The sequence below is a fragment of the Streptomyces sp. NPDC047049 genome, from assembly GCF_040643995.1.
GTDB classification, from domain to species: Bacteria; Actinomycetota; Actinomycetes; order Streptomycetales; family Streptomycetaceae; genus Streptomyces; species Streptomyces mooreae.
Map to the genome: position 1 here is coordinate 110,602 of NZ_JBEYVM010000001.1, position 19,439 is coordinate 130,040.

The window sequence follows — 19,439 nt, forward strand, 5'->3', positions numbered from 1 at the left end:
GCATTTCAGCCACCGTACGCCGCTGCCCGGCCAGTGGGCCCGTGCAAGACTGCAGCCCCCTACCAGCCGGATTCCGACAGGGGGCGATGCACAGCGCGCACGTCCAGCCTCTTGCTGCACGACCTCAGCGGAGCCGCGGTCGTGCAGCGGCGTGTTCGGTAGCTAGTGGCGCAGGCGGCGCTGCTGTGCGGCTGGTGCCGTGGTTGCCGCCGTGGGCTGCGCGAAGTGGGGTCCGCGGGGCGGGTGCGGGGCCGTTGGTGGTGGTGCGGACGCGGGCTGCTGCGGCGAGGCGGTTGGGGATGGGGTTGCGTCCGGTGTGCTGGATGCGGGTGATCAGGACGCGGGCGGGTTGGCGAGCGGTGGCCAGTTCGCGCTGGGCGGCTGTTTCCTTGAGGAGTTGGTGGGGTTTGTGACCGCGGGCTTCGGCGTCGGCGAGGGCGGTGGCGAGGGCCGGCCAGCCGGTGTCAGTAAGGATCCGCTCGGCGCGCTCGGGGACGGCGACGCGTACATCGCTGGCCAGGTGCGGCAGGTCTCCTCCTTCGGCTGGCGTTGCGTGAGGTCTGTGAGTTCGGGGGTGAGGGCGTGGTCGGCGGCGTTCTGAAGGTGCTGGAGGGCTCGGTGGTCGGCGTCGGCTCGGTGGGCGTGGCCCTGGGCCTCGTGCCAGCGTCCTGCGACGATTGCGGCCTAGACGAGCGCTGCGACCAAGGCGGCGAGGGCGCTGCCGTCGAGGCCAGTGGCGGTGTGGGCGATGTCGCGGGCCGCGTTGCGCAGAGTGCGTGCGGAGAAGGCCAAGAAGGCCGCGGCGAAGAACGCCGGCAAGGGCAAGGGCGGCAAGCCGAAGACCAAGGCGAACGTCCAGCCCAAGGCCGACAAGAAGGCCAGGCTCCGGAAGCCCGAGAAGTAGGCCTCTGAGCGCCCCCGCTCACGCGTCGCTCACGCAAGCCATCCCACGGCACCCCGGCCGTGTGACGCGTCATGCCCCGAGCAACGCAAAAGGCCAGGTCACGGGCTGTGTGACCTGGCCTTTTCACGGAGCCGCCTTCGGGATTCGAACCCGAGACCTACGCATTACGAGTGCGTTGCTCTGGCCAACTGAGCTAAGGCGGCGTGGTGCGCGGCCCAGTCTACACATGGCGGAGGGGTGCTCTGTAACCGGTTTAGGAGCTGGTCAGGGGTGGGTGGGGAGTGGGGCGTGGAGATGTGAGGTGGGTCACTTGCAGTGTTTGTTCTTCGGGGGGACGGTGCCGTCCAGGAGGTAGGTGTCGATCGTGGAGTCGATGCACTTGCTGCCGCGGCCGTAGGCGGTGTGGCCGTCGCCCTCGTAGGTGAGGAGGGTGGCGCTGGAGAGCTGGGAGGCGAGGGCCTGGGCCCAGCTGTAGGGGGTGGCCGGGTCGCGGGTGGTGCCGACGACGAGGATCGGGGCGGCGCCCTTGGCCTCGATGCGGTGGGCGGTGCCGGTGGGCTTGACCGGCCAGTAGGAGCAGTTCAGGGCGGCCCAGGCGAAGGCGTCGCCGAAGACCGGGGAGGCCTTGCGGAAGCTGGGCAGGGCGGCGCGGACCTGGCCGGGGCCGGTGAAGGCGGGTGGGAGGTCGATGCAGTTGACGGCGGGGTTGGCGTACATCTGATTGCTGTAGGAGCCGTTCGGGCTGCGCTCGTAGTAGCTGTCGGAGAAGGCGAGCAGCCCGCGGCCGTTGCCGGCCTTGGCCTGGGCGAGGTATTCGCGCAGGAGGGGCCAGGCGCGCTGGTCGTACATGGCGGCGATGAGGCCGGTGGTGGCGAGGGATTCGGTGAGCTTGCGGTCCTCGCCCGTGGCTGCCGGGTGGGCGTCCAGCTTTTTGAAGAGGGCGGAGATCTGCTTGGCGGCATCCTCGGTGCTCTTGGTGCCCAGGGGGCAGTTCTTGTGCTTGATGCAGTCCACGGCGAACGCCGTGAAGGCGGTGTTGAAGCCGGCGGTCTGCTGGACGTTGGTGGCGCGGGCGTCGAGCTCCGGGTTCATCGCGCCGTCGAGGACCATGCGGCCGACGCGGGTGGGGTAGAGGCCGGCGTACGTCGCGCCGAGGAAGGTGCCGTAGGAAGCACCGACGTAGTTGAGCTTCTTGTCGCCCAGGACAGCGCGCAGGACGTCCATGTCGCGCGCGGCCTCGACGGTGGAGATATGCGAGAGCAGCTTGCCGGAGCGGGACACGCAGCCCTTGGCGAAGTTGCGGTAGGCGGTGGCGAGCTTGTTGACCTCGGCTGGTGAGTCCGGGGTCTGGTCGGTCTCGGTGTAGCGGTCCATCTGCTGGTTGGTGAGGCACTCGACCGGCTGGCTGTGAGCCACGCCGCGCGGGTCCATCGCCACCATGTCGTAACGCGCACGGACCGCGGCGGGCTGTGGCGCGTACTTCTCGAGGTATTCGATCGCCGCGCCGCCGGGGCCACCCGGGTTGACCAGGAGGGAGCCGAGTCGGTGGCCGGTGCCGGTGGCCTTCCTTCGGGCGATCGCGAGCTTGATGTCGCCCCCGCCGGGGTGGGAGTAGTCCAGGGGCGCCTTCATCGTGGCGCATTCGAAACCGCTGCTCGCACAGGGATGCCAGCTCAGCTTCTGGTCGTCATACGACCGGAGGCTTGCCGGGGTCGAGGCCGGGAGGGGCGCGAGGGTCGGCTCGCCGGCGGGGCGCTGGGCGCCGGCCTCCGTGGAACGGCCCGGAGACGCCTCGTCGTCGGGGGAAGAACTCCCCGAGGAGCAGCCGGAGATCAGCAGAGCGGTGGCCGCGAGGAGAGCGGCGGAGGTGCGGAGCAGTCGGCTGGTGGCCATGGACGGTCCCTTGGTCTCGGTCCCTGGATAGGGGTGAGGTGAGTGCGGTGCCGGTCTCTGGAGGTCCCTGTGGATGGAGTGCGGGTGGGGGCTGAGGAGTGCCGGGGTGGAGTGCCCGGGGGGAGTGCCGGGAGGGGCTGAGGGGGCGGTGCTGGGGGCGGTGGCAGTCGTGAGGGTGATGGTGGGCGCGGGACGGAGTCGGGGGCGGGAGGACAGTGGCGCGTTCGCACGGAGAGTATCCGGGTGGGGACGTTGTGTGTGCGTCTCCTTGAAGGGGCGGGCCGGGTGTGCGGCGGGGGTGGGTGGGCTGCGGTGGGTGGGCTGCGACGGGTGGTGGTCAGCCGGCGCGGAGGGCTGCCGTCATGGCCTCGACCGCGAGGAGGGGGGCCACATTGCGGTCCAGGGCCTCGCGGCAGGCGATCACGGCTTCTATACGGCGGAGGGTTCGTTCGGGGGGCGAGGCGGTGGCGATGCGGTGGATGCTGTCGCGCACCTCGTCGTTGGCGAGGGGTACCGAGGCGCCCATCTGGAGGGCGAGGACATCGCGGTAGAAACCGGTGAGGTCGACCAGGGCCAGGTCGAGGCTGTCGCGCTGGGTACGCGTCGAGCGGCGCTTCTGCTTGTCCTGGAGCTCCTTCATGGCGCCGGCCGTGCCACGCGGCAGGCGTCCGCCGGTGCCGGCGGCGGCGCCGAGCGCGGCGCGCAGCTCCTCGGTCTCCTTGGTGTCGACGTCCTCGGCGACCTGCTTGGCGTCCTCCCCCGCGGCGTCGATCAGCTCTTGGGCGGCCTTGAGGCAGCCGCCGATGTCGTCGACGCGGAGGGGGAGTTTGAGTACGGCCGCCCGGCGGGCGCGGGCGCGCTCATCGGTGGCGAGGCGGCGGGCCCGGCCGATGTGGCCCTGGGTGGCACGGGCGGCACGGTCGGCGGCCTCCGGCTCGATGCCGTCCCGCCGGACGAGGACGTCGGCGACCGCGCCGACCGGCGGGGTCCGCAGGGAGAGATGGCGGCAGCGCGAACGAATGGTGGGGAGGACGTCCTCCACGGAGGGGGCGCACAGCAGCCAGACCGTACGGGGCGCGGGCTCCTCGACGGCCTTGAGGAGGACATTGCCGGCGCCTTCGGTGAGGCGGTCGGCGTCCTCCAGGACGATCACCTGCCAGCGACCGCCGGCCGGGGAGAGGGAGGACCGGCGGACCAGGTCGCGGGTCTCCTTGACGCCGATGGAGAGCAGGTCCGTACGGACGATCTCGACGTCGGCGTGCGTGCCGACCAGGGACGTATGGCAGCCGTCGCAGAAACCGCAGCCGGGGGCGCCGCCGAGGGCGCGGTCCGGGCTGACGCACTGCAGGGCGGCGGCGAAGGCACGGGCCGCGGTGGAACGGCCGGAACCGGGCGGGCCCGTGAACAGCCAGGCGTGGGTCATCTGGGAGGCGCTGCCGCGGTCGGCGGACGGCCGCGGTTCCGACTCCGGCTCCGACTGCGGCTCGGGCTGCGGCTGCTCACCGGGCCCGGGGCCCGCCTCCGCTCCCGCCCTCTCGTGCTCCGCGGTGACGTAGGCGTCCGCATCGCGCGCGGCCGCGGCCAGCTGTGCCGTCACCCGGTCCTGGCCGACCACGTCGTCCCATACCGCCATCGCTGTCCGCCGTTCCTGTCCGTGCCGTCCTGCTCGTGCCATGCGAGGTGGGCGGGTGCCCGGCCGCACACCGCGCAGTGCTCCACACCTGACCCATTGTGGTGCAACCCACTGACAAACGAATCCGGAAGCCGGGGCCGGTCGGCCGAAGGGGGACCGGAAGGGGACCGAAGGAGGACCGGAAGGGGACCGGAGGGGGACCACGCAGGGGCCGCAGGAAGCCGCCCCGAAGCCGGAACCGGCCGTGGCCGCAGCTGTTGCGCCGCGGCCACGGCCGGTTCGTCCGGGCTTCTTCCGGGCTACGCGAGGTCAGCCGCGCCGTCCCCGGCCGCCGCGACGGCCGTGGTCGTCCGCGGCGTCGTCCGCCTCGTCGTCGCCGCGCGGGCCGAGCAGTTCGTCGGCGAGCGTCGGCAGATCGTCCAGCGGGGTCTCCTCCGCCCATTCCGGGCGGGGGCGGCTGCGCTGCGGGGGCTCCACGGGGTGGCCGGTCGCCGGATCGATCTGCGGGAGTTCGCGGGTGCGCTCCACGTGCGACTCGGCAGGGGCGGCGGAGTGTCCCGAGGCCGTACCGCTGCCGCCGTGCGCGGCGGGGGGCGTCTCCTTGCGGAACATCCACGGCGGGACGCGGTCGGCAGGGGCGTCGCCCCGGCCGTCCTCGCCCCGCGCGCCGTCGCCCCGCACGGGCGGCAGCACGGCGGTCTCCTCCGCGTCCGAACCGGCGCCACGGCCGCTCCAGGCGTCGTGCGGGTCGCGCACCGACGGCAGCACCGCCGTCTCGTCCGCCGCGCCGGCCTGCGGCGTCCCGGACTGCTGCGTCCCGGCCTGCGGCCTCCCGGGCTGCGGCAGCGACTCCTCGGTCCGCTCCCCGTCCGAAACGGAAGCACCCGATCCGTAACCGGACGAGCCGGAACCGGACGCACCAGAACCCGACGAGCCCGAGTCATCGGCCCCGTCCTGCCCCAGCCGCTTCCGCAGATCCGCGACGTACGTCTCCGCGGTGGGCGCCTCGGCCGCCTCGGCCTCCTCGGCCGCCGCCTTGGCCTCCGCCGCGGCCGCCGCCTCGGCTGCCGCGATCCGGGCCTTTTCGGCGCGCAGCAGAGCGTCCTCGGCCTTGCGCTGCTTCTCCAGGCGGCGCTCCTCGGCCTCCTTGCGCAGCCGCGCCTCCTCCTCGTGCTGCTTGCGCAGCCGCTCCTGTTCGGCCTGGCGGGTCCGCTCCTCGGCCTCGCGCCGCTGCCGCTCCGTCTCCGCGGCCTGGCGGGCCTCCTCGGCGCGCTTGCGGGCCTCTTCCGCCTGGCGGGCCTCCTCGCGCGCCCTGGCCTCCTCGGCCTCGCGGCGCTTGCGCTCCTCTTCCTCGGCGCGCAGCTTGGCAAGCTGCTCCTGGCGCTCGCGCTCCAGGCGCTCCTCCTCCGCCTTGCGCGCGGCCTCCTCCTCGGCCTTGCGGCGGGCCTCTTCCTCGGCCGCCTTACGGGCCTCGGCCTGCGCCGTGATCTCGGCCTCGGACAGCGGGAGCACCTGGTCGAGGCGGTGCCGTACGGCGGTGGTGACGGCTTCGGGCTCCTGCCCGGCGTCGACGACCAGATAGCGCGCGGGGTCGGCGGCGGCCAGTGCCAGGAAGCCGGCCCGCACCCGCTGGTGGAATTCGGCGGGCTCGGACTCCAGCCGGTCGGGTGCCTCGGTGAAGCGTTCCCGTGCGGTCTCCGGGGAGATGTCGAGCAGGACCGTCAGGTGAGGGACGAGGCCGTCGGTGGCCCAGCGCGAGATCCGGGCGATCTCCGTGGGCGCGAGGTTGCGTCCGGCGCCCTGGTAGGCGACCGAGGAGTCGATGTACCGGTCGGTGATGACGATCGCGCCGCGCTCCAGGGCGGGGCGGATGACGCTGTCGACGTGCTCGGCCCGGTCGGCGGCGAACATCAGCGCCTCCGCACGGTCCGAGAGCCCGGAGGTCGAGACGTCGAGAATGATCGAGCGCAGTCGCTTGCCGATGGCGGTGGCGCCCGGCTCACGGGTCACCACGACCTCGTGGCCCTTGTGGCGGATCCACTCCGCAAGCGCCTCGACCTGGGTGGACTTGCCGGCCCCGTCGCCGCCTTCGAGGGCGAGGAAGAAGCCGGTGGGGGCGGGCGCCTGGGCCGGGTCGCCCCCGCGCAGCGCCTCGCGCAGATCGCGCCGCAGCGGTACGCCCTGCCGGTCGTCGACCTTGCCGAGCACCAGGGCGGCGACCGGCAGCAGCAGCGCGCCGGCCAGCATCAGGGTGTAGGCGGCGCCGCCGTAGGCGAAGTCGAAGGTGCCGCTGCCGAGGTGGTGCGGACCGATGATCGCCGCGAGCAGCGGCGCGAGGATGGCGGCCAGCGCGACCGTCAGCCGTACGACGGCGTGCAGATGCTCGGTCGTACGGGCGGCACGGGATTCCTCGGTCTCCTGCTCCAGCAGCACATGGCCCGTATTGGCGGCGATACCGGCGCTGACGCCGGACAGCAGCGCGAGCACCAGCACCGTCGTCGGGTCCGGGACCAGCCCCATGGCCAGCAGCCCCAGGCCGGTGGCGGCCACCGCAAGGGCGAGCAGCCGGCGCCGGGAGAGGGCGGGCAGCACCCGGTGGGCGGCACGGATTCCGGCGGCCGTACCGCCGGTCAGCGCGAGCACCAGCAGCGCGAAGGTGGCCGGACCGCCGGCCAGGTCGTAGCCGTGCAGGACGGCGAGCGAGACGGCCGCGGCGATCGCCCCGGCCACCGCGGCGCAGGACGCCACCAGCAGCGGGAGCGCGCCCGTACGGCCCTTGTCGGCGCCCGCCCGGGCCCCGTTCTCCGGCTTGTCGCCCTCGCCCGTCGCTCCGGCCTTCGTGCCCGTCGCCTTCGGGCGGCGCAGCCCCTCCAGAGGGGAGCGTGGCCGCGGCGTCGTCGCTCCGGGGAGTTCGATGAAGTAGAGGATCGATACGGAGGCGGCGAACAGACCGGCGGCCACATACGAACCGAGCGCGGCCTGGTGAAGGTGGAACCAGTCGATGCCGGTGCCCAGCAGCTTGCTGATGAGCGTGACGACCACCAGGGCGGCGGCCGCGATCGGCAGCGAGACGAAGCCGGTGCGCAGCGAGAGGCGGCGCAGGGCGTCCATGTTGTCGGGGAGGGGGCGTACGGCGGAGCCCTCGGGGGGCGGTGCGGGCAGCAGCCCGGGTGCGGCGCTCTCGCGCGCGACGGTCCAGAAGCGTTCGGCGACACCGGTGACGAAGACCGTGACCAGCAGCCAGGCCAGTGCGTCACCCGGCGTCCAGTCGATCCAGAGGGGTGCGATGACCAGCAGCGCGAGCCGCAGCACATCCGCGCCGATCATGGTCCAGCGCCGGTCCAGCGGCCCGCCGGACGAGGATCCCCCCGCACGCGCGGCGGGCGACGTCATCGCCGACAGCGGGCCCAGCAGGACGGCCCCGAAGAGCAGCGTCGCCAGCATCCGGGCCGCGAAGACCGCGGTGACCGCAAGGGCTGCTCCCCGATAGCCGCCGCCGAAGACGGGCTCGCCGCCCAACGGGACGTACAACGCCGCCTGCAGGGCGAGGAGTACGAGGACAAGCATGGACAGGGCATCGCCGATGCCCCCGACAAACTGGGCGCTCCACAATCGCTTCAGTGGGGGGAAGCGGAGCAGGGCTCGCACGGCGCGCTCGCGGGAATCCGCCGCTAGGGCGCCTGATGTGGGGGTCACGACCGTTGGCTGCTCGGCACGCGTCATCCCGCCAGCCTAGCGGGACGGGGCACGCCGTCGAGCGCCCACCCGAACAAATGGGCGGGTGCAACGGAACGCATCCGTTGTACCCGCCCATGTCCTGCGCTTTTGCCGGCGCGGCCGTACCGGAAGCGGCGCGCCCGCGCCCTCCGCTTTACCGGCGCGGCCGAAGCGGCGCGGGCCTCAGTCCTCCGCCGGCGCCGCCGTCTTCTTCGCCGCCGCCGTCTTGGCGGTGGCCTTCTTGGCAGTCGTCTTCTTCGCCGTGGCGGTCTTCGCCGCGGTGGTCTTCTTCGCCGCGGTCTTCTTGGCGGCCGTCTTCTTCGCGGCCGTCTTCTTGGCCGGCGCCTTCTTGGCCGCCTTCTTCGCGGTCTTCTTGGCCGGCCCCTTGGCGCGCTTCTCCGCCAGCAGCTCGTAGCCCCGCTCGGCGGTGACCGTCTCGACGTCGTCGTCCCGCCGCAGCGTCGCGTTGGTCTCGCCATCGGTGACATACGCACCGAACCGGCCGTCCTTGACCACCACCGGCTTGCCGCTCACCGGGTCCGTGCCCAGCTCCTTCAGCGGCGGCTTGGCGGCGGCCCGCCCGCGCTGCTTGGGCTGTGCGTAGATCGCCAGCGCCTCGTCGGTCGTGATCGTGAAGAGCTGTTCCTCGCTCTCCAGGGAGCGCGAGTCGGTGCCCTTCTTCAGATACGGGCCGTAGCGGCCGTTCTGCGCGGTGATCTCCACGCCCTCGGGGTCCTTGCCGACGACGCGCGGCAGCGACATCAGCTTGAGCGCGTCCGCCAGGGTCACGGTGTCCAGGGACATCGACTTGAAGAGCGAGGCGGTGCGCGGCTTGACCGCGTTCTTGCCGGTCTTCGGGGTGCCCTCGGGCAGGATCTCGGTGACGTACGGGCCGTAGCGGCCGTCCTTGGCGACGATCTGGCGGCCGGACTCCGGGTCCATGCCCAGCTCGAAGTCGCCGCTCGGCTTGGCGAGCAGTTCCTCCGCGTACTCCACGGTCAGCTCGTCGGGCGCCAGGTCGTCGGGGACATCGGCGCGCTGATGGCCCTCGGCGTCCTTCTCCCCGCGCTCGACGTACGGGCCGTAGCGGCCGACCCGCAGCTTGATGTCGTCGCTGACGGGGAAGGACGAGATCTCCCGGGCGTCGATGGCGCCCAGGTCCTCGACCAGCTCCTTCAGGCCGCCGAGGTGGTCGCCGTCGCCGTTCCCGGCGTCCGAGGCGGCTCCCGTGGCATCGCCCTCGCCGAAGTAGAAGCGCCGCAGCCACGGCACGGCCTGCGCCTCACCCCGGGCGATGCGGTCGAGGTCGTCCTCCATCTTGGCGGTGAAGCCGTAGTCGACCAGCCGGCCGAAGTGCTTCTCCAGGAGGTTGACCACCGCGAAGGAGAGGAAGGACGGGACGAGCGCGGTGCCCTTCTTGAAGACATAGCCGCGGTCGAGGATGGTGCCGATGATCGAGGCGTACGTCGACGGGCGGCCGATCTCGCGCTCTTCCAGCTCCTTGACCAGCGTGGCCTCGGTGTAGCGGGCGGGCGGCTTGGTGGCGTGCCCGTCGGCGGTGATCTCCTGCGCGGCGAGCGCATCGCCCTCGGCGACCTGCGGCAGCCGGCGCTCGCGGTCGTCGAGCTCGGCGTTGGGGTCGTCGGCGCCCTCCACATAGGCCTTGAGGAAGCCGTGGAAGGTGATGGTCTTGCCGGACGCGCTGAACTCGGCGTCCCGGCCGTCGGCGGCCCGGCCACCGATCTTGACGGTGACGGAGTTACCGGTCGCGTCCTTCATCTGGGAGGCGACGGTCCGCTTCCAGATGAGCTCGTAGAGCTTGAACTGGTCGCCGGTCAGACCGGTCTCGGCCGGGGTGCGGAAGCGGTCGCCGGAGGGGCGGATCGCCTCGTGCGCCTCCTGGGCGTTCTTGACCTTGCCGGCGTAGGTGCGCGGCGTGTCCGGCAGGTAGTTCGCGCCGTACAGGTGCGTCACCTGCGCCCGGGCCGCGGCGACCGCGGTGTCCGAGAGCGTGGTGGAGTCCGTACGCATATAGGTGATGAAGCCGTTCTCGTACAGCTTCTGCGCCACCTGCATCGTCGCCTTGGCGCCGAAGCCGAGCTTGCGGCTGGCCTCCTGCTGGAGGGTGGTCGTCCGGAACGGGGCGTACGGCGAGCGGCGGTAGGGCTTGGACTCGACCGAGCGCACCGCGAAGTCGGTGTGCTCCAGGGCGGCGGCGAGCGCGCGGGCGTTCGCCTCGTCCAGATGGAGGACGTCGTTCTTGAGCTGCCCGTTGGGACCGAAGTCACGGCCCTGCGCAATACGGCGGCCGTCGACGGTGTTGAGCCGGGCGGTCAGGGTCGACGGGTCGCTGGCGTCACCCGCGCGTCCCGTGGCGAAGGTGCCGGTCAGGTCCCAGTACTCGGCGGAGCGGAAGGCGATGCGCTCGCGCTCCCGCTCGACGACGAGCCGGGTCGCGACGGACTGCACCCGGCCGGCCGACAGCCGGGGCATGACCTTCTTCCACAGGACCGGCGAGACCTCGTAGCCGTAGAGGCGGTCGAGGATCCGGCGGGTCTCCTGGGCGTCGACCAGCTTCTGGTTCAGGTCGCGCGGATTGGCGACGGCCTCACGGATCGCGTCCTTGGTGATCTCGTGGAAGACCATCCGGTGGACGGGGACCTTGGGCTTCAGGATCTCCTGGAGGTGCCAGGCGATGGCCTCGCCCTCGCGGTCCTCATCTGTGGCGAGGTAGAGCTCGTCGGACTCGGCCAGCAGCTCCTTGAGCTTCTTGACCTGGTCCTTCTTGTCACTGTTGACGACGTAGATCGGCTGGAAGTCGGCGTCGACATTCACGCCGAGGCGTGCCCAGGGCTCGCCCTTGTACTTCGCCGGGACCTCTGCGGCGCCGTTGGGCAGGTCGCGGATGTGTCCGACGCTCGCCTCGACCACGTAGCCAGGGCCGAGGTAGCCCTTGATCGTCTTCGCCTTGGCAGGCGACTCGACGATGACGAGTCGGCGGCCGCCGCCGTCTGTGGTCTCGCTGGTCGGGGACAACTTCGCTCTTCTCTCCGGTCGACGCTGGAAATGCCCCCCGGCCGGACGCCGGGGGCGCAATGCGGTGACGCTTGACGCTGCGGAGTGTGACGGTACCTCCCGGCCCCGTGTCAAACGGAAAAACCCCGCAACGCCACTCGAACGGTAACCCGACTACATGCCTTCATGCCGCCCGGACCGCTTCGGGCGCTCACTACGGGCCCGGGGCGCGCCTTGTGGATCACGGCGGCGCCGTACGGCTCCCCGGCGCCCACCTCGGACGTTCCCCGCGCGGCGCAGCTCCGGCACCCTCGGTGATGTCACACAGTGACGGATCCCGGCCGTCCGCCACCCGCCCGCAGTCGCACGCCGCACCGTCCGCGGACCGGCGACTGTCACAGGGCGGCGCCGGTTGCCGTCATTGCCTTGATACAGCACGTAAGCGGGCTGGCAGGATGGAAACGGCACGGCTCGCCGTTCGAGTCGAGTACTGCCGTCATCACGCACCCTCGGGGGGACCTCACCCATGGCGAACCAGCACCCCGGACCGCCGCCGGACCAGCCGGCCGGTCAGTCCGGCCAGTCCGGTCAGTCCGGTCAGTCCGGCCAGAACCCTTACGCCAAGCCGGACGGCCCTCAGCCCGCCGATGCCGGTTACGGCACGCCGCAGGGCGGCCGCCCCGGGGAGCCCGGATACGGCTATCCGCAGGCCGGCTCGCCGCCGCAGCCACCTGCCCAGCCCCATGCCCAGCCCGGATACGGCTACCCGAGCGACGCCCCGGCGCCGCCCGCGCCCGGATTCCCGCCCGGCACTCCGCCGCAGCCGGCGCCCGGCGGGTTCCAGACCGGCCCCGGCGGGTACCAGGCCGGGGCCCAGCCCGGCGGGATGGCGCTGTCGCTCGGCGACATCGCGGTGACCGGCGACACGATCATGACGCCGGCCGGGCCGATGCCGCTCAGGGGCGCGGTCTGGACGGCGACGGACATGTCGCGCACGGAGGAGAAGATGCCGACGCACGCGGTCGTGCTCGCCGTCGTTTTCTTCTTCTTCTGCCTGCTCGGCCTGCTCTTCCTGCTGATGAAGGAGCGGGTGACCACCGGCTTCGTGCAGGTCACGGTGAACAGCGGAGGCCGGCACCACTCCACGATGATCCCGGTGCAGTCCCGCGAGCAGGTGATGTTCGTCCTCAACCAGGTCAACTACGCCAGGTCGCTGAGCGTGTGAGCCCCGGCACGCCATGGGGTCCCGCCGAGCCCGCGGGACCCAGCGCGAAATCGGTCCGGACGCGTACCGTCCGCCAGGCGTCGATCGCCCTCGGCGCCGGGGCGGCGGCCGCCGTCTATCTCTGGCACACCGATCCGCACCAACCGGGGCAGCTGCTGCTCCCCTGCCCGTTCAAATGGGCCACCGGGCTGCTGTGCCCGCTGTGCGGCGGGACACGGATGGCGTACGACCTGATGCACGGCGATGTCGTGCGGGCCTTCCACGACAACGCGCTGCTGCTCACGCTGGCCGGCCCGGCCGTGGCGTACGCCGTCGGGCGCTGGCTGGTCGCCGGGATCGGCGGGCGGGTCTACCGGCCGCGCCTCCCGGCCCGCGGCAACGCCGTGGTGCTCGGCATTGCCGCGGTGTGGATGATCGCCCGCAACCTGGTCGGTTAAGGGCCGCCCGGCGTCAGCGGACCAGCCGGTGTCAGCGGACGGTGACCTTGACCACCGGGGAGACGGTGCTGCCGGCTCCCATACGGAGCTGGTTGACGCCCTTGAGGCCGAGCTTGACCCGTACCGAGTACGTGCCGCCGGCGTTCACCGGCGTCTGTGCGGGCAGCGAGACCCACTTCGTGCCCTGCTTCTGCTGGACGGTGACCTTGGTGCCGGCCTTGATGCCCTTGGCGGTGCCGGAGATCCGGAACTCCTGCCAGGCGTTGACGGTGGAGACGCTCGCCTTGGCCGTCAGTGCGGCCGCTGCCGGGGCGGTGGCCACGACCGGCGTGGGCGAGTGGAGGTCCTGCGGCGCGGCGAAGGCCGCGGCCGAGCCGCCGGCGAGCAGGGAAACGGCGATGGTGCCGACGGCGGCGTAGCGGAGTGCACGATTCATTTTGGTTCCTCACTGAAGGGTCGTGAGCGTGCCGGTCGTTGCTGACCTTCACTGAGGAACATGGCCAACGGCCCGGAAAAGTTCCCGTGTACCACCACACATCGGCCATCTGTCACAGAACTGGCGTGAAGTGAACGTAGCCCCACGCAACGGCAGTTGTCGGGGTGTCATCTTCTGGCAGCAGGACGACGCAGGGACAACAGATCCCGGCGCCCCCGGCTACAACGTTGCCAGCAGCCAGCAGCCCGTGGCCAGGAACGCCACCCCGAACAGCAGCGCCGTCACCGCGGCGAACGGCCGGCTGACGCCCTCGGCGACCGGGGCGCCGGTGCGTGCACAGACGCCCGTCCACACCAGCAGTCCGGCGCCGAACAGTGCGAACGCCGCTCCGGCGAACACCTCGGGTCCACTCTCCATGCGGGCAGCCTGGCACTCCAGGACGGCATCCCGGCGAACGCCGGATGAACTACTCCCGCTCGCCGCGTGCCTCTCCCGCCCCGCTCCCCCACATCCCCCTTCCTCTCCCGCTCCCCCGTCGCTCTCCCCTGTCAGCCGCCCGCAGCCACCGGGTCAGCCGCCCGCGGCCACCGGCTCCAGGAACCCCTGCTCGACCAGCATCCGGATCGAGGCCGGCGTACGGTCCCGCAGCAGAACCGGATCTTCGCCGACGAGTTGGGCAATGGCGTCCAGAATCCGCCCGGCCGGAAGGGAGCCGTCACACACCCCGGCGAAGCCCGCGCCGACCGTGTCCACCTTCGTCGCCCGCCGCATACCGCGGTTCTGACGCAGCACCACGTGCTCGGGGTCCTCCGCCCCGGGCAGCCCCACCTGTTCCTGCACCACCTCGTCGGCGAGCCGGAAGTGGCCGGCGAGCAGCGCCGCATCGTCCGTGGCCCGCAGATAGTCCTGGCGGTCGAAGTGCCGTACGACCGACTCCCCCAGCGGCTGTTCCACCGGATGCGGCCATTCCTCGACCGTGATGGACGGGGAATCCGACCCGGACTTGCGCAGCGTGATCCAGCCGAAGCCGATGGCCTTGGTCTTCCGTGCCTCGAACTCGTCGAGCCAGGCGTCGTACCGCGCGGCGTACGCCTCGTCCCCGGCGCGGTGGTCGCCCGCGTCACGCAGCCACAGTTCGGCGTACTGGGTGATGTCCTGCACCTCGCGCTGCACGATCCAGGCGTCGCAGCCGGCCGGCACCCAGGAGCGCAGCCGGTCGTGCCACTCCTCGCCCGCCACATGCTGCCAATTGGCCAGCAGCTGGCAGTACCCGCCGTCGTTGAGATGCGCGGCGGACTGCTGGACGAGCGTCCGGCACAGGTCGTCGCCGCCCATGCCGCCGTCGCGGTAGGTGAGCCGGGCGCCCGGCGAGATCACGAACGGCGGGTTGGACACGATCAGGTCGTACGTCTCGTCACCCACGGGCTCGAACAGCGAGCCCTCCCGCAGATCCGCCGGCCCCGCCCCGGAGAGCGCCAGGGTCAGCGCGGCGATCCGCAGCGCCCGGGGGTTGAGGTCGGTGCCCGTGACGCGGGTGGCGTGCTGAGCGGCGTGCAGTGCCTGGATGCCGGAGCCCGTACCGAGATCGAGCGCCTTGGCGACCGGCCTGCGCACCGTGATTCCCGCGAGGGTCGTGGAGGCACCGCCGACACCGAGCACCAGCTCTGAGCGGTCCGCTTCCCCGGCGCCCCGGATGCCGCCGGCGCCGCCGACCGCACAGCCCAGGTCGGAGACGATCCACCAGTCCTGCCCCTCGGGGCCGCCATAGGGACGCACGTCCACACTGGCGCGCAGCTCGTCGCCGTCCTGCACCAGCCAGCCGTCGGCGAGGCAGTCCGCGACCGGCAGCGCGGCCTGCGCCCGCCGCAGCCCCACCGGCCGCTGCAGCAGGAACAGCCGCACCAGGGTCTCCAACGGGCTGTCGCCGCGCGTCGCCCGCAGGGCGGGGACGGTCTCGCTGCGCGCCAGCGCGGCATAGGCCGGCCCGCCGAGCAGATCCAGCAGCCCGTCGGCGGTGAAGGAGGCGGCCAGCAACGCCTCGCGCAGCCGGGCGGTGCGGGCGGTGCTCTCGGGTTTCTGGACATCGGCGGTGGGGAGGTGCGTACTCACGTCCACCATTGTCGGCCCTGGCACTGACAATCGGCGACGGCCCGGCGCCACACCCTTCTCGGGCGCGTCGCCGGGCCGTACGGAGCCTGCGGTGGACGTTCGCCGCAGGCTCCCCGCCGCTCCCAGGACTCCTAGGACTTCTTGGACTGCGTGGGTGCCGGGGAGCCGGACGCGGCCGGGTTCTGGCAGCCCTTCTGGGCGGCCATCGCCGTGCCGACCTCGCCGGACTCCAGGTTCTTGAAGGCCGCCTCGCTCTGCTTGTTCAGCTTGTTGATGCCGCTGGAGAGTTCGCGCAGCCCGTCCGCGAACTTCAGCTTGTCCGAGGTGTCGAGCTTGTTGACCTGCTTCTGGAGGTCCGCATAGCCCTTGGAGAGCGAGTTCAGCTCCTTGACGGCGTTCTGCTGTGCCTGCTTGCCCTGGTCGGTGGGCGGCGGCCCGGCCTTCTCCAGAGACGTGGCCAGCGAGGCGTAGGCCTGCGAAATCTTCTGGAAGGCCGCCGAGTCCGTCTGCTGGACCTTCTTGGAGTCGGTGCTGCCGTTGTCGGCCGTCTGCATGGCGCCGTTGGCGTCCTGGATCTTCTTGAACTGAGCCTGCGCAGGGTCGCAGAAACTCTTCGCCCAGTCATTGAGCTTCTTGTTGCTGTCGTCGCTGCAGCCGGTCAGCGCGAGCACCAGTGCCGCACCGCCGGACAGTGCAGCCACAAGCTTCTTGTTCACCGGATTGGTCCCTTCCATGGCTCTCGGCCCCGGAACATACACGTCCAAACGGCCTGGGCCACCGGTCGGGCAACCCGCCCTGCCCTCATTGCAGCCATTTGCACCAAGAACCGCAGGGCCACCCGAGCACGCGGAAGGCGGGTGGACGGCGTCTGCAAAATACGCCGTCCACCCGCCCAGTTGAGCGGTCAGCGGGCCCTTCCGGAGGTGCCTTCCGGCTAGGACGCCACCGCCGTCTCGGCCGACTTGGCGATGCTTTCCGGGTCTTCGGAGTTGTCTTCGTCACCCACGGCGATTCCGCGCCGCTTGGAGACGTACACCGCACCGACGATGACGGCGAGCGCCAGTGCGGAGACGACGATCCGCACGCCCATGCTCTTGTCCTGGCCGTATGAGAACTTCACCACAGCGGGCGCGATCAGCAGCGCCACCAGGTTCATGACCTTCAGCAGCGGGTTGATCGCCGGGCCCGCGGTGTCCTTGAACGGGTCACCCACGGTGTCGCCGATGACCGTCGCGGCATGCGCCTCACTGCCCTTGCCGCCGTGGTGGCCGTCCTCGACGAGCTTCTTGGCGTTGTCCCACGCGCCACCGGAGTTGGCGAGGAAGACCGCCATCAGCGTGCCGGTGCCGATCGCACCCGCCAGGAACGAGCCGAGCGCGCCGACGCCGAGCGAGAAGCCGACCGCGATCGGGGTGAGCACGGCCAGCAGCCCGGGGGTGGCCAGCTCACGGAGCGCGTCCTTGGTGCAGATGTCGACGACCCGCCCGTACTCGGGCTGCTCGGTGTAGTCCATGATTCCGGGGCGCTCGCGGAACTGCCGCCGCACCTCGAAAACCACCGCTCCCGCCGACCGCGACACGGCGTTGATCGCCAGCCCGGAGAACAGGAAGACGACCGAGGCACCGAGGACCAGCCCGACCAGGTTGTTGGGCTGCGAGATGTCCAGGCTGAGCCCCATCCCGCTCGCGGCGTTGCCGATGTCGCGCACGGCGGTGGCGATCGCGTCCCGGTACGAGCCGAAGAGCGCGGCCGCGGCCAGTACGGCGGTCGCGATGGCGATGCCCTTGGTGATGGCCTTGGTGGTGTTGCCGACCGCGTCCAGGTCGGTCAGCACCTGCGCGCCGTCACCGGTGACATCGCCGGACATCTCGGCGATGCCCTGCGCGTTGTCGGAGACCGGTCCGAAGGTGTCCATCGCCACGATCACGCCGACGGTGGTCAGCAGGCCGGTGCCGGCCAGCGCCACCGCGAACAGCGCCAGGATGATGGAGGCGCCGCCCAGCAGGTACGCCCCGTAGACGGCCAGGCCGATCAGCACCGCCGAGTAGACCGCCGACTCCAGGCCGATGGAGATACCGGAGAGCACGACCGTGGCCGGGCCGGTCAGCGAGGTCTTGCCGATGTCCCGGACGGGCCGCCGGCTGGTCTCGGTGAAGTAGCCGGTCAGCTGCTGGATCAGCCCCGCCAGCACGATGCCGATGGCGACCGCCACCAGCGCCAGCATCCGCGGGTCGCCACTACGGCCCAGCACCTCGGTGTCGGTGACGCCGGTCAGGTCCTGGTAGCTCGACGGCAGGTAGGTGAACACCGCGACGGCCACCAGCACCAGCGAGATGCCCGCGGAGATGAAGAAACCGCGGTTGATCGCCGTCATACCGCTCCGGTCGCTGCGCCGGGGCGCGACGACGAAGATGCCGATCATCGCGGTGAGCACCCCGATGGCCGGGACCAGCAGCGGGAAGGCCAGCCCGGCGTCACCGAAGGCGGCCATCCCCAGGATGAGGGCGGCGACCAGGGTCACCGCGTACGACTCGAAGAGGTCGGCGGCCATACCGGCGCAGTCACCGACGTTGTCGCCCACGTTGTCCGCGATGGTCGCGGCATTGCGCGGGTCGTCCTCGGGGATGCCCTGCTCGACCTTGCCGACGAGGTCGGCGCCGACGTCCGCGGCCTTGGTGAAGATGCCGCCGCCGACCCTCATGAACATCGCGATCAGCGCGGCACCGAGACCGAAGCCCTCCAGCACCTTGGGCGCGTCGACCGCGTACACGAGCACCACGCAGGACGCGCCGAGCAGGCCCAGCCCCACGGTGAACATGCCGACGACGCCACCGGTACGGAATGCGATCTTCATCGCCTTGTGGGAGACCGCCGTAAGATCCTTTTTCTTGGTATCGCCCTCGGCCGGAGTGGCTTCCCGTGCGGCCGCGGCGACGCGCACATTGCTGCGCACGGCGAGCCACATCCCGATATAGCCGGTGGCCGCCGAGAATCCGGCGCCGATCAAGAAGAAGGCGCTGCGTCCGGCGCGCTGCGTCCAATTGTCCGCGGGCAGCAGCATGAGCAGGAAGAACACCACGACGGCAAATACGCCGAGAGTCCGCAACTGCCGTGCCAGGTAGGCATTTGCGCCTTCCTGTACGGCCGCCGCGATCTTCTTCATACTGTCGGTTCCCTCACCGGCCGCGAGCACTTGGCGGACCAGCACCGCCGCGACAGCCAGCGCCGCCAGGGCGACCACGGCGATCACCAGCACGATGCCGCGGTTACCCGCCGTGAGCGAGGGCCCGGCCAGAAAAGTGGGGGTGTCAAGCAACTGAGGGGTGTAAGGCCCCGCCATTCGTCCTCCTTGACGTTTGGCACATGGGCGCGCGGAAGCACGCTCAGGCGTCCTGAGCAAGATGTGGACGGATTGTAGGGAGCCGCGGTTGATCAAAACAGTACGCGTCAAAGGGAATTCGCCGATAGCAGCGAAGATCAAAAGGCTGACGCCGCGCGGAATTCGCCCGGACGAAGGAAAGGCGCAAATTCACTGACCGCCGCCCGATGATCTCTCTGTCGTATTGATCGTCCATGGGGGCGAACTGATCGCCGCTGCTCACGGACGCCACCCCGGAACCCGGGACGACAAAGGCTCGCGTGACCCCGGAGAGAATTGATCCGCCCGGATACGGCCGAACGGGTGACCCGCGGCGCGCGGGACGCATCCCGGCGCCCGATGAGAGCACGTCAGATCGAGTCCGGATCGCGATGCACGAGGCCGGATCGAGAGGCTGCGGTGAGGGGCCGCTGAGGGACCGCTGAGGGACCGCTGAGGGACCGCTGAGGGACCGCTGAGGGACCGCTGAGGGACCGCTGAGGTGCCGCTGAGGGGCCACGGGGAGGGCCGGAGTCGGAGTTGCCGGGCTTGGAGCGAGGGGCTGCCGGACGAGGGGGCGCGGAGCCCGCTCAGGCACGCCCAGGCGCCCGGTCAGCGCACGACCGACCACAGAGGCCGGCCGGAGAAGGCGCGGGCGGCAGGGGGTGCGCGGGGCAGCAGGGGCGCACACAAAGCGACCGGGCGAGCGCAG

At 71.4% G+C, this 19,439-nt stretch carries 12 protein-coding genes, 1 tRNA gene and 1 pseudogene; 3 read left to right on the plus strand and 11 right to left on the minus strand.

Annotated features, from left to right (window positions below; all coding sequences use genetic code 11):
- Positions 1-162 precede the first annotated feature (162 nt).
- Positions 163-783: pseudogene (locus ABZ851_RS00545) on the minus strand (mobilization protein); the annotation flags it as partial.
- Here ABZ851_RS00545 and ABZ851_RS00550 point away from each other — a divergent pair.
- On the plus strand, positions 749-904 hold the full coding sequence (locus tag ABZ851_RS00550) for a hypothetical protein (protein WP_361121842.1): 156 nt from the start codon (positions 749-751) through the stop codon (positions 902-904). The pseudogene ABZ851_RS00545 and the gene ABZ851_RS00550 overlap by 35 nt on opposite strands.
- Before the next feature lie 129 nt (positions 905-1,033).
- Here ABZ851_RS00550 and ABZ851_RS00555 read toward each other — a convergent pair.
- The 5 genes from ABZ851_RS00555 to topA all read right to left on the minus strand — a co-directional run bounded on the left by ABZ851_RS00555 (position 1,034) and on the right by topA (position 11,183).
- Positions 1,034-1,107: transfer RNA gene (locus ABZ851_RS00555), tRNA-Thr, on the minus strand.
- 103 nt (positions 1,108-1,210) lie between these two features.
- Positions 1,211-2,797 (minus strand): alpha/beta hydrolase, encoded by a 1,587-nt coding sequence (locus tag ABZ851_RS00560; protein ID WP_361120123.1) that lies wholly within the window; start codon positions 2,795-2,797, stop codon positions 1,211-1,213.
- A 337-nt stretch (positions 2,798-3,134) separates the two neighbouring features.
- Positions 3,135-4,430: a DNA polymerase III subunit delta' gene (locus ABZ851_RS00565; RefSeq protein WP_361120126.1), complete on the minus strand. Its 1,296-nt coding sequence runs from the start codon at positions 4,428-4,430 to the stop codon at positions 3,135-3,137.
- A 309-nt stretch (positions 4,431-4,739) separates the two neighbouring features.
- Positions 4,740-8,153 carry a dTMP kinase gene (tmk, locus tag ABZ851_RS00570; protein ID WP_361120129.1) on the minus strand — a complete coding sequence of 1,138 codons (3,414 nt, stop codon included), beginning with the start codon at positions 8,151-8,153 and terminating at the stop codon, positions 4,740-4,742.
- Positions 8,154-8,330: 177 nt separating this feature from the next.
- Positions 8,331-11,183: a type I DNA topoisomerase gene (gene topA, locus ABZ851_RS00575; protein WP_361120132.1), complete on the minus strand. Its 2,853-nt coding sequence runs from the start codon at positions 11,181-11,183 to the stop codon at positions 8,331-8,333.
- A gap of 505 nt (positions 11,184-11,688) precedes the next feature.
- Here topA and ABZ851_RS00580 point away from each other — a divergent pair.
- Both ABZ851_RS00580 and ABZ851_RS00585 read left to right on the plus strand, forming a co-directional pair.
- Positions 11,689-12,387, plus strand: a complete 699-nt coding sequence (locus ABZ851_RS00580) for a hypothetical protein (protein WP_361120135.1) — start codon at positions 11,689-11,691, stop codon at positions 12,385-12,387.
- Entirely contained in the window at positions 12,384-12,824 is a 441-nt protein-coding gene (locus tag ABZ851_RS00585) for a DUF2752 domain-containing protein (protein WP_361120137.1), read from the plus strand. Before ABZ851_RS00580 ends, ABZ851_RS00585 begins: the two co-directional genes overlap by 4 nt.
- 31 nt (positions 12,825-12,855) lie before the next feature.
- Here ABZ851_RS00585 and ABZ851_RS00590 read toward each other — a convergent pair whose 3' ends face one another.
- From ABZ851_RS00590 to ABZ851_RS00610, 5 genes are all read right to left on the minus strand, one after another.
- The gene (locus tag ABZ851_RS00590; protein ID WP_361120140.1) at positions 12,856-13,260 is read right to left on the minus strand and encodes a hypothetical protein; all 405 of its coding nucleotides are present in this window, start codon (positions 13,258-13,260) and stop codon (positions 12,856-12,858) included.
- Positions 13,261-13,479: 219 nt separating this feature from the next.
- Positions 13,480-13,677 (minus strand): hypothetical protein, encoded by a 198-nt coding sequence (locus ABZ851_RS00595; RefSeq protein WP_093492105.1) that lies wholly within the window; start codon positions 13,675-13,677, stop codon positions 13,480-13,482.
- Between the two features lie 153 nt (positions 13,678-13,830).
- Positions 13,831-15,369, minus strand: a complete 1,539-nt coding sequence (locus ABZ851_RS00600) for a methyltransferase (protein ID WP_361120144.1) — start codon at positions 15,367-15,369, stop codon at positions 13,831-13,833.
- A gap of 131 nt (positions 15,370-15,500) precedes the next feature.
- Positions 15,501-16,085: a small secreted protein gene (locus tag ABZ851_RS00605; protein ID WP_088799127.1), complete on the minus strand. Its 585-nt coding sequence runs from the start codon at positions 16,083-16,085 to the stop codon at positions 15,501-15,503.
- A gap of 218 nt (positions 16,086-16,303) precedes the next feature.
- On the minus strand, positions 16,304-18,709 hold the full coding sequence (locus ABZ851_RS00610; RefSeq protein WP_361120148.1) for a sodium-translocating pyrophosphatase: 2,406 nt from the start codon (positions 18,707-18,709) through the stop codon (positions 16,304-16,306).
- Between the last annotated feature and the right edge of the window lie 730 nt (positions 18,710-19,439).